The sequence below is a fragment of the Janibacter hoylei PVAS-1 genome (assembly GCF_000297495.1).
Taxonomy (GTDB): domain Bacteria; phylum Actinomycetota; class Actinomycetes; order Actinomycetales; family Dermatophilaceae; genus Janibacter; species Janibacter hoylei.
This window is the reverse complement of record NZ_ALWX01000007.1, coordinates 1-14,620: the sequence shown is the minus strand read 5'-3', so window position 1 is coordinate 14,620 and position 14,620 is coordinate 1. Positions and strand designations below refer to the sequence as shown.

Here is a 14,620-nt window from a genome sequence, read left to right as displayed (position 1 = left end):
CCCCGGGCCCTGAGGAGGTCGCCCCGCGACCGACCCCCCACCCACCCCGGGCCCTGAGGAGGTCGCCCCGCGACCGTCTCGAAGGGCTCAGATCTTGTCGGCGAGCAGCATCCACGCCAGGGCGATGGTCCCGAGGGCCGTGCCGATGTGCGCGATCTGCGACAGCCCGGGACCGCGCGTCCACGAGTCGCCGTGGAAGGCCTCGGCGTGCCGCGAACCGCTGCGACGCCACCGCCCGAGGAAGCTCAGGCCGATGAGCGAGGCGATGACCATGCAGATGATCGCCAGCCAGGTCGCGCCCGTGGACGTGTGCACGTCGAGCAGCCGGAGTGCGATGAGCCCGAGCCCGACGACGAGCGTGATCGAGTGGACGTTGAGCACCCACCCGGAGAAGTCGGTCATCCCCTGCTCGCCCTTGGAGCGCCGCAGACGGAGCGGGGTCAGGACGAGCACGAGCACGCCCAGGGCCACGAGGATCCACGCGAAGACGGTCATGCCCCCATGATGCCCGGGCGCTGTCCCGGATAGGGGCAGAGCGCGTCAGCGTCGGCCGACGAACCAGCGCCGGATCCGCTCGATCCGCTCGGTCACCTGCTCGCTCGACGCCTGGGCGAGCTCCGGTCCGCCGCAGGCCCGACGCAGGTCCATGTGGATGTTGGCGTGGGGCGAGCCGGTCTTCGTGGCATAGGCCGCGACGAGCTTGTTGAGCTCCTTGCGCTGGGCCGCGAGGGCACGATGGGCCGCCATCGGGGCGTCGTCGTCCTTGCGGGTGCGACCGGTCTTCTTCGACTGCTTGGTCTGCCGCTCGGTGAGCAGGGCGTGCACCTGGTCCGGCTCGAGCAGACCGGGCAGACCCAGGTAGTCCTGCTCGTCCTCGGAGCCGACCTCGGCGTGCAGACCGAACTGCTGCTTGTCGTAGAGCACGTGGTCGAAGTGCGCGTCGGACTCGAGCGCCTCGAAGGAGCCGAGCAGGTCGTCGCTCGCCCCGTCGGCGCGGTTGGCGGCGGCGAGCATGCCCTCCTCCTCCGACCACAGCGGAGCCTCGTCGTCGGCGGCCTCCGGCCGGTCGAGGGCGTGGTCGCGCTGCTCCTCGAGCGTGCCGGCGTGGGCGAGGATCACCGGGACGCTCGGCAGGAAGACGCTCGCGGTCTCGCCGCGGCCGCGGGCCCGCACGAAGCGCCCCACGGCCTGGGCGAAGAAGAGCGGCGTCGACGTGGACGTCGCGTACACGCCGACGCACAGTCGGGGCACGTCGACCCCTTCGCTCACCATCCGCACGGCGACGAGCCATCGTGACGTGCTCGCGGAGTAGTCCTCGATCTTCTGCGAGGCGCCGTTGTCGTCGGAGAGGACGACGGTCGGCTTCTCGCCGGTGAGCTCGGTGAGGATCCGCGCGTAGGCGCGGGCCTGCGTCTGGTTGGTCGCGATGACCATGGCGCCGGCGTCGGGCACGCCCCGGCGCACCTCGGTGAGCCGCTTGTCGGCGGCGGCGAGCACCGACGGGATCCACTCCCCCTTCGGGTCGAGCGCAGTGCGCCAGGCCTGCGCGACGAGGTCCTTGGTCATCGGCTCGCCGAGGCGGGCGGCCACCTCGTCGCCGGCACGGGTGCGCCAGCGCATCGCCCCGCCGTAGGCCATGAAGAGCACCGGCCGCACCACGCCGTCGCGCAGGGCCTCGGAATAGCCGTAGGTGTAGTCGCTGCTCGAGCGCAGGATCCCGTCGTCGCCGTACTCGTAGCCGACGAAGGGGATGGGATTGGTGTCGGAGCGGAAGGGGGTGCCCGTGAGCGAGAGGCGGCGGGTCGCCGGCTCGAAGGCCTGCCGGATGCCGTCGCCCCACGACTTGTTGTCACCGCCGTGGTGGATCTCGTCGAGGATGACGAGGGTGCGCTCGGCCCGGGTGCGGCTCTCGTGGACCGAAGGGCGGGAGGCCACCTGGGCGTAGGTGACGGCGACCCCGTCGTAGTCGCTCGAGGTCACCGCGGTGGTGTTGGAGAACTTCGGGTCGAGGTGGATGCCGACCCGACCGGCCGCGTCGGCCCACTGGGTCTTGAGGTGCTCGGTCGGCGCGACGACGGTCACGCCGGTCACCTCACCGGCGGAGAGGAGCTCCGCGGCGACGCGCAGGGCGAAGGTCGTCTTGCCGGCACCCGGGGTCGCGACGGCGAGGAAGTCGGTGCGCCCGGACTCGAGGTAGAGCTTGAGCGCCTCGGCCTGCCAGGCCCGCAGCGCGCCGGCGGTACCCCACGCCGCCCGCCTCGGGAAGGCGGGTGACAGGTGGGACGCAGCAGACTGACTCATCGCTGGGCCACTGTAGATCGCCCGGGTGACAGGACCGAAAACCGCCGGGCGAAGGGAGCCCCGCTCGCCCCGATCACGCCCCCGCGTTTATCGCGACCATGGTCTGCAGACCGATGCCGATGTCGCCGTGGACGTCGGCGAGGCCGGTGTGGACCGTGCCGCCGTGGCCGGGGGTCGCGAGGGCCTGCGAGCTCATCCGGACCCATTCCCCTTCGGGGTCACGGTCGAGGGCGACGTGCAGGTCGCAGTTGATGTACGTGTGCCGCCGCGGGTCGAGCGTCATGGTGATGCCACCGCCGGAGTCGGCGAGGACGAGGGCGCGCTCCCACGGCGTCGGCTCCTCGTCGGGCAGCAGCGGGATGAGCTGGCGCCCCCACGCCACGGCGGTGCCACCGGCGCCCACTCCCCCGTCGACGAAGCGCCACTCGATGGCGCTGATGTACCCGTCGGCGTGCATGCCGGGCAGGTCGAGCCGCCCCTGCCCGTCCGGCTCCGCCACGGGGTCGGGCGCGTCGCCGCGCCATCCGGCCAGCCGCGGGAAGTCCTCGGGGGCCCGCCGCACGCGCCAGGCTCGCGCGACGGCAGCAGGTCGACCGTCGACCGAGGCCGTGGCCTGGAGCAGCTGCATCGACCGACCGCCGCGCAGCACCTCGACGTCGACGGTGACCGGCGCGACCGGGATCGGCCCGAGGATGTCCAGGCGCACGTCCGCCAGCCGGGTGGCCGGGTCGGGGTCGTGCCGCACCATCGCCCGCGCGAGCAGGGCGGCAGGAGGCCCGGCGTGCTGGGCGTGCGGGCTCCACGGCCCGGCGGTGGAGGGCAGTGTCTCGTCGAGCTGACGGTAGAAGGAGCCCACGTCGCCGATCAGTCCTCGCCGTCCTCGGGCGCACGGAGACCGTCGTAGATTTCCTTGCAGATGGGGCACACCGGGAACTTCTCGGGGTCACGTCCGGGCACCCAGGTCTTGCCGCACAGCGCCTTGACGGGCTCGCCGGACAGCGCGCTCTCGAGGATCTTCTCCTTGCGCACGTAGTGGCTGAAGCGCTCGTGGTCGCCGGGCTCGGCCAGCTGCGGGGCCGGCTCGGTCCGCTCGAGGACGGCGGTCGAGGTGGAGGGGCCACCGGGCTCGGCGATCGGGCCTCCGGGCTGACTGGGGTCGGCTGGCGTGCTCATGCCCCCATCGTAGGCGCGTGCCCTCCCCCGACCCGGAGTGACGTCATGGCCAGGACACCCTGTCACGGCACGAAGGGTGGCAGCGACCGCCCTCCCGCTCCCTGAGGAGGTCGCGCAGCGACCGTCCTCCCGCTCCCTGAGGAGGTCGCGCAGCGACCGTATCGAAGGGTCAGTTCAGGTCGGGGTCGACCGGGTAGGTCGAGACCCAGCCGAGCGAGCCGGGCTGACGCCGCAGCACCCGCCGCCACAGGGTGGCCGGGTCCTCGTCGAAGATGTCAGCGACCTCGACGTCGACGACGTACCAGCCACCGCGCGCCCGCTCGTCGGCGAGCTGCGAGGCGCTCCACCCGGAGTATCCGGCGAAGATCCGCAGCGCGCTCACCTGGGGCCAGATGATCTCCTGCGGGCTGTCGAGGTCGACGAGCGAGATGGCGCCGAAGAGCCGCCGCACGCCGGGCGGTTCCTCGGCATCACCCGGCAGGCCGACGAGGCCGATGGCCGAGTCGAGCTGGACCGGTCCGCCCTGGAAGACCCGCTGGGGCCGGCTCGACCCCTGCTGCCACCCGGGCAGCACGTCGTCGACAGGCGTGTCGAGCGGCTTGTTGAGGATCACCCCTTCGGCCGTGTCCTCGTCGTGCTGGAGCACGAGGACCACGCTGCGGGCGAAGAGGTCGTCCGTGAGGTCCGGTGTCGCCACGAGCAGCTTGCCGGCGAGCGAGGTCTCCATACCCAGACCCTAGTCGCGGGGGCGACCCCGGTAGCCACCCTGTCGGCCACCCCGACCGCCGCCACGGTGGTCGCGGGCACCGCGGGGGCCGCGGGTCCCCGAGTGGCGTCGCGCCGGTCGCGGGTCGACGAGCTTGCGGAAGTCGGCGTCGGAGATCGGGACGCCGCTCGGCTCGACGGCACCGAGGTCGGTGAGCACCTCGTCGTCGAGAGTGGTGCGCGTCGGTCGGGCCTCCAGACCGGCCTGGTCGGCCATCCGGGTGACCTCCTTGCGCTGGTGGGGCAGGACCAGCGTGACGACACTGCCCTTCTCGCCCGCACGAGCGGTGCGCCCGGCGCGGTGGAGGTAGTCCTTGTGGTCACCCGGCGGGTCGACCTGCATGACGAGGGAGACGTCGTCGACGTGGATGCCGCGCGCGGCGACATCGGTGGCCACGAGCACGGGCAGCGTGCCCGTGCGGAAGGCACCGATCGTCTTGTTGCGCTGCGACTGGCTCAGCCCGCCGTGCAGCGGCGCTGCCGCCACGCCCGCCTCGCGCAGCTCCCCGGCGATCCGCTCGCAGCCGAGCTTGGTGCGGGCGAAGACGACGGTGCGGCCGGGGCGCGAGGCGATCCGGGCGGTGATCTGCTTCTTGATGTTGGGCTCGATGAGCATGAGGTGGTGCTCCATGGTCGAGACGCTCGCGGCCGCCTCGTCGGTGCTGTGCGTCACCGGGTCGCTCATGTAGGCCTCGACGAGGTCACCGACGCCGCGGTCGAGCGTCGCCGAAAACAGCAGCCGCTGCCCACCGGGGGCGCACTCGTCGAGGATCCGGGTGACGGAGGGCAGGAAGCCCATGTCGGCCATGTGGTCGGCCTCGTCGAGCACGGCGACCTCGACCGCGTCGAGCGTCAGCGCCCCACGGTCGAGCAGGTCGACGAGTCGGCCGGGCGTCGCGATGAGCACGTCGACACCCTTGTCGAGGGCGGCCGTCTGCCCGGTGTACGACAGGCCACCGGCGACCAGCTTGATCCGCAGCCCGCTCACGTGAACCAGCGGCTCGAGCGAGTCGCTCACCTGCATGGCGAGCTCACGGGTGGGCACGAGGACCAGCCCGCGCGGCTTGCGGCTGCGGGCCCGACCGCCGGCGAGGCGGGCGAGCATCGGCAGGCCGAAGGCGAGGGTCTTGCCCGAGCCGGTCTGCCCACGGCCGAGCACGTCCTTGCCTGCGAGGGCGTCGGGGATCGCGGCGGCCTGGATGGCGAAGGGGGTGGTGATGGCGTCGCGGGCGAGACGCTCCACGAGCACCTCGGGCAGGCCCAGCGCTGCGAAGCCGTTGTCCTCGGCGACCTCGACCGGGCCGCTCAGCGAGCTGCGGGCCGACGAGGTCCAGGTGTCGGCCTCCTGGCGCAGCGCCTCCGGGTCCTCGACGTGCTCGGTCCGCGGGGCGAAGCCGCGCCGAGCCTGCTCGCGCTCGAAGCGCGGGGCCGGACCACGGCGCCGGTCGTCGCGACGCTGGTACCCACCACGATCATCCCGACGCTGTCCGCCATCGCGGTCATCCCGACGCTGGTACCCACCACGGTCATCGCGACGCTGTCCGCCATCGCGGTCATCCCGACGCTGGTACCCACCGCGGTCATCCCGACGCTGCCAGGTGCGCGACCCACGGTCTTCGCTGCCGTCCCGACGCACGCGCTTGGGGCGCTCGCCGGCCGGGGCGTCCTCGCGGTCGCGCCAGCGGTCCTTGCCGCGGGGGGGCCTCGGTGGGGGCCTGACCGCGGTGGTAGGGCTTCTTCGGCGCCTTGGCGGCCGCCTTCTTCTTCGCGGCAGCGTTCTTCTGCGCGGTGGTCCAGCGGGGCTTCTTCTTCGCAGGCACGGGTGATCCTTCGTCTCTCACTGAAATGGGTAAACCCGCACACACAGGGCGCGGGCGACGTCAGTGGTCGGAAGCGATCGTGCGAGTTCCTCGAGGCGGCGACGTCACGGTCGCCGAACGACAAATAGTACCCCTATTGCGGCCGCGGCCACACCGACGAGGTCAGCGGCGACGTCCCACGGGTCGCCGGACCGGTCCGCGAGCAGCCGGTGCTGGATGACTTCGCTCACAGGTGCGTGCACCGCGCAGGCCAGCGCCACCCACGGCCACCACGACCGGCGACCGAGACCCGTCACGAGCACCGGCAGACCGAAGACCACGGCGTGGGCTGCCTTGTCCCCGTGCGGGATCGGCGACGGCGGACCCGGCGCGGTCGGCAGGTAGAGCACGACGAGCTGGAGGACGACGACGCTCACCAGGGCGGCGAGGAGGGGCCACGGGCGGGTCGGGGTCAGGCGCACCGGGCCAGCACAGCACACCGCGCGTCGCCGCCGGCCCCCCAGGTCGGCCTATGGTGGAGGTCATGAGCAAGATCACCGACCTCGATCTCGAGAGCTTCCGCTCCGCCGTCAGCGGCGAAGGGACGGTCATCGTCGACTTCTGGGCGAGCTGGTGCGGCCCCTGCCGCCAGTTCGCGCCCGTCTTCGAGGAGGCCGCGGACAGCCGCGACGACATCACCTTTGCGAAGGTCGACATCGACGACAACCCCGAGCTGGCCTCGCTGGCCAAGGTCTCGTCCGTCCCCACTCTCATGGCCTTCCGTGACGGCATCCTGCTGCACCAGAGCGCCGGCGCCCTGCCCAAGGCGCAGTTCCAGCAGCTGCTCGACGCCGTCCAGGACGTCGACATGGACGAGGTCAAGGCGCAGGTCGCCGCGGCCGAAGCCACGAGCTGAGCGCTCCCCCCTTCGACGAAGGGGGTGGCGCCGCCGCCCCTCGTGTGGTTGCGTGGAGGTCCACCCACCACCACAGGAGGCACCATGGGGATCGGCGACAAGATCGACAACGCCAAGGACCAGCTCGCCGGCAAGGCCAAGGGCGCGGCGGGCGACACCACCGACAACGAGGACCTGCAGGCCGAGGGCAAGGTCCAGGAGACCAAGGGCGACCTCAAGGCCGCCGGCGAAAAGGTCAAGGACGCCTTCAAGTGACCTGCTGACCCACGACACGACGAAGGGCGGGGCCGTCACGGTCCCGCCCTTCGTCGTGCTCACGCATCCACGGAGCACGACCGGACGGACCGAGTCCGTGCCGAGCGTGCGCCTACGTGACGTGCCCACGATGGTGGAGGTGGCGGGAATCGAACCCGCGTCCACTGGCAGACAATCAGGGCTTCTCCGGGTGCAGTGCGCTATGGATTTTCTCGGCCCCGGGGCTCGCACGCACACGTTCCCCGACAGGCCCAGTCACGTAGGAGTCCCGCGATGTCCCGTGACCTGACACCGCAGCAAGATCTCTAGCTGACGCTGGGATCTAGGTCGAGATCACACCTAGGCCAACGGACTTCGGGCTCGCTCAGGCGGCGAGGGCGAAGTCGGTGCGCTTGGAATTGGCACCTATTGGGTTTGCACGGGGCGTTGACGAGATGACCGTGCATCCTCGACCCGCTTCCCCTGAAGGACCGGCCAATGTCGAAACCGATCACCCCCATGGGATGGACACGTCACGCTGTGGAGTTGTTGAGCCAGTATCCACTCAACGGCGGCGAGGACCAAACACATTCCCGCGTACCGCGAGCCGATCAGCCGCGCCGCTTGTAGCTGTCCGAGACCGCCCGTGCGGTCTCGCGCTGGTCCTGCCGCTCACGCAGCGCGTGGCGCTTGTCGTAGGCCTTCTTGCCCGTGGCCGTGGCAATCTCGACCTTGACCCGGCCGTTCTTGAAGTACAGCGACAGCGGGACGATGGTGCGACCGCTCCCCTGCACCTTGGTGGCGATCTTGTCGAGCTCGGCGCGGTGCAGCAGCAGCTTGCGGCGGCGCCGCGGGGTGTGGTTGGTCCAGGTGCCCTGGACGTACTCGGGGATGTGGACACCCTCGAGCCACAGCTCGTCGCCGTAGAAGATCGCATAGCCGTCGACGAGGCTGGCCCGCCCCATGCGCAGCGCCTTGACCTCGGTGCCCATGAGCGCGAGGCCGGCCTCGTAGGTGTCCTCGATGAGGTAGTCGTGCCGGGCCTTGCGGTTGCGGGCGACGACGAGCTCGCCCTCGGCGGTCTTCTTGGCCATGGGTGCTCTCCCCCCTTCGCTGTGGTGTGACGGGACACGGTACCCCGCGCCCCCGACAGCAGTCGCGTGGATTGGGGCGAAGGGAGGTCAGAGCCAGCCGCGCGGGTCGACCGGCGTGCCGTTGGTGCGGGTCTCGAAGTGCAGGTGGCAGCCCGTCGAGCTGCCGGTCGTGCCGGTGTACCCGATGACCTGGCCGCGTTTGACCTCGCCGCTGCGCACGGCGAAGGACTGGAGGTGGTTGTAGGTCGTGGAGAGCGAGACGCCCCGCTTGATGCCGTGGTCGACGACGATCTGGTTGCCGTACCCACCGGTCGACCCCGGCGGCAGCGCCATGACGACCTCGCCGTCGGCTGCCGCGTAGACCGGGCTGCCGCAGGCGCCGGCGTAGTCCCGGCCGGCGTGCAGACGCCACGTGTTGTAGATCGGGTGCAGGCGCAGGCCGAACTCGGAGCTCACGGGAGCATTGCTCGGGGCTTGGAGCACCCCGCTGCTCACCGGGGCCGGCGGGTTCGGGTCGCTCGTGCCGCCGCCACCGCTGCTCGAGTCGTCGGAGCTGCTGCGGGAGCGCTCGGCGCGGGCCCGAGCATCGGCCTCCCGCTTCTGCTGCTCCGCGCGCGCCTTGCGGATCTGGGCCTCCCGGATGCGGGCCTTGCGCGCGCGCTCCTCGAGGATCTTGGTCAGCTTGTCCGACTGGGCCTGGAGGCTGTCGACCTTCTTCTGGTCCTTCTTCTTCTCCCGGCGCAGGGCAGCCGACTGCGTCTCCTGGTCCTTCTCGAGGGATTCGAGGTCGGCCTGCTTCGCGTCGGCGCGGGTGCTGGCGTCACGCGCCGCGGTGAGCTTGGTCTGCTTGGTCGCCTTGGCGTCGCTCGTCTTCTGCCGCAGCGCCTTGAGGCGGTCGCCGCTGGAGACGAGGTTGGCGCGCGAGGTGCTCAGCTCCTCGAGGGCGGAGCTCTGCGTGTCGCCGACCGACTCGGCCATGATCATCTTGTCGACGAAGGCGCCGGGGTCCTCGCTGCCGACGGCGACGGACATCGTGCCGAGGCCCTGCTGCTGGTAGACCTGCCCGGCGAAGCCCGCGACCGCGCGACGCGAGCTCGACATCTTCGTGGTCGTGGTCCGCAGCTCCTTGACGGCCTTGTCCTCGTTGGCCTTGGCGAGGTCATAGGCGGCGACGGCATCGTCGTACTCGCCCTGGGCCTTCGTCTCGGCCTTCTCGGCTGCGGCAGCGGCGCTGCGCGCGCCGGGCAGCTTGGTGCGGGTGGCCTTGAGCTTGTCGTACGCAGCGACGAGCTCGGCGGAGGTGTCGTGCAGGTCGCCTCGGGCCTGCTTGAGGTCCTCGTCGACCTTGCTCTTGCGATCCTGCGGGTCCGGTTCGGCGGCCACGGCGTACCCGGCACCGGCGAAAAGGCACAGCGACAGCGCCGCACCCGTGAGAGCACGGGCGCGACGGGATGACGGGGCACGGGAGGGGCGTTGCATCGGGGTTAACGGTAGCCACGAAGCGGCCGGGAGGACAGGACCTGCGCCCCCCGGCGCGCCCCGTCAGACCTTGAGGTAGCGCCAGAGGGTCACAGTGGACGTCGCGATGGCGAGCACGACCACCCCGACGAGCAGGAAGGGCGCGACGATCCAGACGTCGTTGGCGGAGATGAAGGCGGTCCCCGCGTTTTCCTGCAGCAGGTACCGGTCGAAGAGGGCCCAGGCGGAGACCCAGAGCAGGCCGATCGCCATCACCGCCCCGATGAGCCCTGACGCGACGGTCTCGATGATGAAGGGGGTGCGGATCGTGCGGTTGGAGGCACCGACGAGCTTCATGATCGCGATCTCGCGTCGACGGGTGAAGGCGGCCTGCCGGATCGTCGTCGCCATGAGGAGCACGGCCGAGACGAGGGTCAGGGCCGCGAGACCGATCATCACGGCGGTGATGATGTTGATGGCGCGGAAGAGCGGGGCGAAGACCTCGCGCAGGTTGGGCACGCTCGCCACACCGGGCGCCCCGTCGAAGGCGGAGGCGACCGTCTCGAACTCCTCCGGGTCCGACAGCTGCACCCGGTAGCTCGGCGGGATGTCGCCGACCCGGATGTTGCCGGCGAGCGGTGAGTTCTTGTAGTCCTGCTTGAAGCGCTTGTAGGCCTCCTCCTCGGACTCGTAGTAGACGTCCTTGACGAGGGGCTTCATCTCCTCGAGCTGTGCGGCGACCGATGCCTTCTGGTCCTCGGTCGCGGCCCCGCCGGAGCAGTTGGGCTGCGACGAGGTGTCGGTGCACATGTAGATCGAGACCTGGACGCGGTCGTACCAGTACCCCTTCATCTGGTCGACCTGGCGCTGGGCGAGCAGGCCGACCCCGAGGAGGTAGAGGGAGATCATCGTCACGAGGATCACCGAGACGGCGATGGACTTGTTGCGCCGCAGGCCCTCCCAGGCGTCGGCGAAGACCGAGGGCTTCATCGCAGCAGGTCCTCCGCGTCGTCGTCCCACTCGTCCAGGGCGTGCACCTCGCCGATCGGTCGGTCCTCCTGGGGCGGGAGCGCCCCGTCGTCGTGGTGGTCTCGCTCGTCGTGGGCGCGCACGGCCTCCCGCTCGTCGCGGTCGCGTGAGTCGACGACCTTGGGCACGTAGCTGCCACCCTCCTCGTCGCGGATGATGTGGCCGTCCTCGAGCTCGATGACCCGCTTCTGCAGCTCGTCGACGATGACGTTGTCGTGGGTGGCCATGACGATGGTCGTGCCGGAGTCGTGGATGCGGCGCAGCAGCTGGACGATGTCCAGGCTCGTCGCCGGGTCGAGGTTGCCGGTGGGCTCGTCGGCCAGGAGGATCGGCGGCTTGTTGACCACTGCCCGCGCGATGGCGACGCGCTGCTGCTCGCCACCCGAGAGCTCGTGCGGCATCCGCTTCTCCATCCCGGCCAGCCCGACGAGCTCGAGGGTCTCGGGGACGAGGGCTCGGATGGCGCGTCGGGGCCGGCCGATGACTTGCAGGGCGTAGGCGACGTTCTGCTGGACCGTCTTGTTGGGCAGCAGACGGAAGTCCTGGAAGATCGTGCCGACCTGACGGCGCAGCTGCGGCACCTTGCGGTGCGGCATCCTGCGCAGGTCGTGCCCACCGACGAGCAGCCGGCCGGAGCTGACGATCTCCTCGCGGATGGTCAGGCGCACGAGGGTCGACTTGCCGGAACCGGAGGCGCCGACGATGAAGGCGAACTCGCCGCGCTCGATGTTGAGGTCGATCCCGTCGAGCGCCGGACGGCTCTGGTTGGGGTACCTCTTGGTGACGTTCTCGAAACGGATCATCAGGTGCTCGGGGCCTTACGCGGGACGAAGGGGGCAAAGGGCCGCCTGCAGGATATGTCGCATCGCTGCACGGCCGTGACACCCACGTGACCTCGGCGCGTTAGGCGCTGCTCACGACGCGCCGCCGGTGCCCGGGACGACCGGACGGAGCAGGTCGGCGACCCTGCGGGCCTCACCGAGGGTGAAGCCCGTCCGGGTGTCGTACTCGTCCTCCCCGAGCTCCTGCACGGCCTCGAGGATGTTGGCCCTCAGGAAGCGGCGGGCGAAGGATGGCTCGGGCGTGTCCCGACCCACCGGCGTGAAGATCCGCGTTCGTGCCGTGGCGATGCTGACCCCTCCGTCGCGCTCCCCCGCCCACAGCACGTGCTGACCGATGGCCAAGCGCGCCTGCTCGACATCCGTCAGATCACGACCGCCCGCCGCGGAGCACATCATCCCGGAGACGAACTCGACGACGCTGCAGCCGATGACCACACCCACCGGCGGCACCTTCACCACCGAGCTGACCTGCTGCCCCACCAGGTCCGCGTATGGCGCGACGGGGACGACCGAGCGGTCGCGGGCCCGAGCCGCGACCATCTCGAGGAACTCACGCGCGCTGCGACCGTGGGCCTCGTAGGCGTAGCCGTTGTGCAGACGTCGCAAGGCCTCGTCGAGCCGTGGGCCGTCGGCCCGGGCGAGCAGCCGGTGCACCTCGTCGGGGATCCGCGCGCAAAACACCGGGTCCGCCGTGTACATCGAGATCACTGCTTCGGCGTCACCGAAGAGGTCTTCATACTCCTGGACGAAGCCCCCCGACAGCAGCTCCGCAAGAGATGGGTACTCGAGGTCAACGTCCACGAATGCCCCACCATCGTCGACGACGGGGGGCCTGCCCCGCCCGAGCCCCCGGTCCGCGGGGTCGAACTCCCAGTGGGGCAGCCGCCCCTCCCTGCGGCTCACCAGCCGGAGCGACCGCGTGGCCAGACGCAGCTGCATCCCCGCGTCGTACGCCACGAGGATGCTCTCCCCGACCGCCGGGGCGACGACATCCGCGCCCTCACCTCGAGCGAAGACCCGACCACGGCTCAGCGCCTGCACCAGAGCACCCGGGTAGCGGACCGAGCCGGCGCTCGTCCGGAGCACGAGCACCTTCCCACCCCTGGCACCGACACCGTCGACCTCCCCGAGCAACTCCCCGACCTCCAACGGGATACGCGCACAAAAGATCGGGTCCCCGGTGAAGGCGCTGACCACATCCCCCGGCGACTCGTGGAAGTCCCAGAAGTCCTGGTGGAAGCCCGAACCCATCAGGTCGGCGAGCGCCGGGTACCTGATGCGCGCGGCCAGCCAGGATTTGCTCATGTCGCACCCGCAGTCAGCGCTGCGGTGACCTGCTGAGCACGAAGGTCGTGTCGTCCTCGAGGCTGCCGAGGTCACCGAGCGTCTCCCGGGAGCGAGCCACGGCGTCGCGGACCCGCTCCTCGTCCTCGGCCTGCCACGAGGCGTGGAGCTGGTCGCGCCAGAGCATCTCGCTCAGCGGCTCGGCGAGCAGCCCCTTGCGGGCAGCCCACGAGGCGGCCTCGGGCTCACCGGCCCGCAGGTGACGCTGGGCGAGCTCGTGCGCGATGTCGGCGACCGCGGCACACATCTCGGCGCGGTCCACCGCGGCCCACCCGTACGTGCCGGGGGCCACCCCGTCGAAGGGAGTGCCGCTCACGAGCGTCAGCGCCGCCCGGAGGTTGCCGGAGTCCGCACCGGCGAGCGCGGCGCCGACGAGGGTGCGCAGCTGCTGCCAGTCGAGGAGGACGCCGGTGAGGGAGTACCGCCCGGACTGCACGCTGACGCCGGCCCCGGTGCCGAGCCATCGGTCGACCTGGTGAGCCGCCCAGGTGAGCGCGTCCTCGGTGACCCCGAGCGCTCCGGCTGCGCCCGGCGCGTCGGAGCCCGGGTGCAGGGCCAGCAGCGCGGCGAGCTCGGTCGCACGACCGGCGTCGGGCGGCGGCGTCCCGGTCCCCGCCACCTGGGGCCGGCCGAGGACCCGCACGTGCGCGGCGCGGTCGGTGCGCAGCTGGGAGATGTTGGTGGTCGCCTCGTCGACCTCGCTCGAGGGCACCCGGCGGCGCGGCACGGTCTGCGCCGTGAGGGCGTCGGCGCTGGACCCGGCGGTCCACTCCGGCCCGGGCACGTGCTCGCGCGTCGGGGTCCGCAGCACCTCGAGCAGGTCGTCGTAGCCGGGGCCCGCCAGCGAGGTCGGGCGCACGGCCATCCCCACCGGGGCGAGCACTGCGGCGAGGCTCCCCCGGTCGGATCGCACCGTGAGAGACCAGTCGGAGACACCTCGGGACGTCGTGACGACGGTGAGCGACCCCGCGGACGCCTCGACGAGGCCACGGAGCTGCTGTGTCTGGGCCCCGGTGAGGTCGGTGCCGACGAGGAGGACCTCGACTCCGCCCGGGCGCTGCGAGGTCAGGCGCTCGAGCACCTCCCCCGGGTCTGCGACGTGCCGGACCCTCGGGTCGTCGATGGCCTGCACGAGGTCACCGAGTGGCCCGACGACGGTGACCGCGGTGAGCCCGGTGTCCGAGGTGCCGAGATCGACGGCCAGGGCCGCGAGCACGGCCAGGGTCTCGTCGGGCCGACCGGCGAGCTCGAGCGCACCGATCTCGTCGAGGTTGAGGTAGATCCGTGCCCCGGCGTCGTCCTCGCCGATGGTCACGAGGGCGGGCCACACGGTGCGTCGGCTCGTGGGCGCCCCGATGAGCCGCCTGTCGAGCACCCAGGTCCCTCCCCCTGCCCCGACCCACGGGGCGGGGAGCTCGAGGTGCTCCTCGACGACGTACACCTCGATCTCCCGCGCCCCGAGGCGCGCCGCCCTCAGGGCGGGCAGGGTGGCGCCACACCTCTCGGCGAGCATCGTCAGCACCGCGTCGAGGTCCGCGTGGCCGGCGACGTCGGTCGTGGCGCGCAGCCACTGCTCGGCACGCGCTGCCGCGCCGGTCGGGACCACGACGCGCCACCCCGGGGGGGGCGGGTGCGGCGTTGCCGCCGGCGTCGGGCCTCGACGAG

General features: G+C 71.5%; 15 protein-coding genes and 1 other RNA gene. 2 read left to right on the top strand and 14 right to left on the bottom strand.

Annotated features, from left to right (window positions below):
• Positions 1-87: 87 nt before the first annotated feature.
• From B277_RS02190 to B277_RS02160, 7 genes are all read right to left on the bottom strand, one after another.
• Entirely contained in the window at positions 88-495 is a 408-nt protein-coding gene (locus tag B277_RS02190) for a hypothetical protein (protein WP_007924637.1), read from the bottom strand.
• Between the two features lie 45 nt (positions 496-540).
• Positions 541-2,301 carry a DEAD/DEAH box helicase gene (locus B277_RS02185; protein WP_007924635.1) on the bottom strand — a complete coding sequence of 587 codons (1,761 nt, stop codon included), beginning with the start codon at positions 2,299-2,301 and terminating at the stop codon, positions 541-543.
• A 73-nt stretch (positions 2,302-2,374) separates the two neighbouring features.
• Positions 2,375-3,157, bottom strand: coding sequence for a thioesterase family protein (locus B277_RS02180; protein WP_007924633.1), 783 nt, complete (start codon positions 3,155-3,157; stop codon positions 2,375-2,377).
• 8 nt (positions 3,158-3,165) lie between these two features.
• Positions 3,166-3,474 (bottom strand): DUF3039 domain-containing protein, encoded by a 309-nt coding sequence (locus B277_RS02175; RefSeq protein ID WP_007924631.1) that lies wholly within the window; start codon positions 3,472-3,474, stop codon positions 3,166-3,168.
• A gap of 169 nt (positions 3,475-3,643) precedes the next feature.
• Entirely contained in the window at positions 3,644-4,201 is a 558-nt protein-coding gene (locus B277_RS02170) for a YqgE/AlgH family protein (RefSeq protein WP_007924628.1), read from the bottom strand.
• Positions 4,202-4,210: 9 nt separating this feature from the next.
• Entirely contained in the window at positions 4,211-5,875 is a 1,665-nt protein-coding gene (locus B277_RS02165) for a DEAD/DEAH box helicase (RefSeq protein ID WP_007924626.1), read from the bottom strand.
• A gap of 288 nt (positions 5,876-6,163) precedes the next feature.
• Positions 6,164-6,520: a VanZ family protein gene (locus tag B277_RS02160; protein WP_007924625.1), complete on the bottom strand. Its 357-nt coding sequence runs from the start codon at positions 6,518-6,520 to the stop codon at positions 6,164-6,166.
• A 62-nt stretch (positions 6,521-6,582) separates the two neighbouring features.
• On the opposite strand from B277_RS02160, the gene trxA reads away from it, so the two are divergent.
• Both trxA and B277_RS02150 read left to right on the top strand, forming a co-directional pair.
• The gene (gene trxA, locus B277_RS02155; protein WP_040880585.1) at positions 6,583-6,954 is read left to right on the top strand and encodes a thioredoxin; all 372 of its coding nucleotides are present in this window, start codon (positions 6,583-6,585) and stop codon (positions 6,952-6,954) included.
• Between the two features lie 84 nt (positions 6,955-7,038).
• Positions 7,039-7,209 (top strand): CsbD family protein, encoded by a 171-nt coding sequence (locus B277_RS02150; RefSeq protein ID WP_007924619.1) that lies wholly within the window; start codon positions 7,039-7,041, stop codon positions 7,207-7,209.
• A gap of 131 nt (positions 7,210-7,340) precedes the next feature.
• On the opposite strand, the gene ssrA is transcribed toward B277_RS02150, so the two are convergent.
• The 7 genes from ssrA to B277_RS02120 all read right to left on the bottom strand — a co-directional run.
• Positions 7,341-7,707: a transfer-messenger RNA gene (ssrA, locus tag B277_RS16415) on the bottom strand.
• 92 nt (positions 7,708-7,799) lie between these two features.
• Positions 7,800-8,282: an SsrA-binding protein SmpB gene (gene smpB, locus B277_RS02145; RefSeq protein ID WP_007924617.1), complete on the bottom strand. Its 483-nt coding sequence runs from the start codon at positions 8,280-8,282 to the stop codon at positions 7,800-7,802.
• An 87-nt stretch (positions 8,283-8,369) separates the two neighbouring features.
• Positions 8,370-9,761, bottom strand: coding sequence for a M23 family metallopeptidase (locus B277_RS02140; protein WP_083853594.1), 1,392 nt, complete (start codon positions 9,759-9,761; stop codon positions 8,370-8,372).
• A 63-nt stretch (positions 9,762-9,824) separates the two neighbouring features.
• Complete coding sequence (ftsX, locus tag B277_RS02135; RefSeq protein ID WP_007924615.1) at positions 9,825-10,730, bottom strand: permease-like cell division protein FtsX; 906 nt, start codon at positions 10,728-10,730, stop codon at positions 9,825-9,827.
• Positions 10,727-11,572, bottom strand: a complete 846-nt coding sequence (gene ftsE / locus B277_RS02130; protein ID WP_007924614.1) for a cell division ATP-binding protein FtsE — start codon at positions 11,570-11,572, stop codon at positions 10,727-10,729. Before ftsE ends, ftsX begins: the two co-directional genes overlap by 4 nt.
• Before the next feature lie 111 nt (positions 11,573-11,683).
• The gene (locus B277_RS02125) at positions 11,684-12,916 is read right to left on the bottom strand and encodes a contact-dependent growth inhibition system immunity protein (protein ID WP_007924613.1); all 1,233 of its coding nucleotides are present in this window, start codon (positions 12,914-12,916) and stop codon (positions 11,684-11,686) included.
• A 13-nt stretch (positions 12,917-12,929) separates the two neighbouring features.
• The coding region (locus B277_RS02120; RefSeq protein ID WP_238539355.1) for a bacterial transcriptional activator domain-containing protein at positions 12,930-14,620 on the bottom strand (1,691 nt) is incomplete at its 5' end.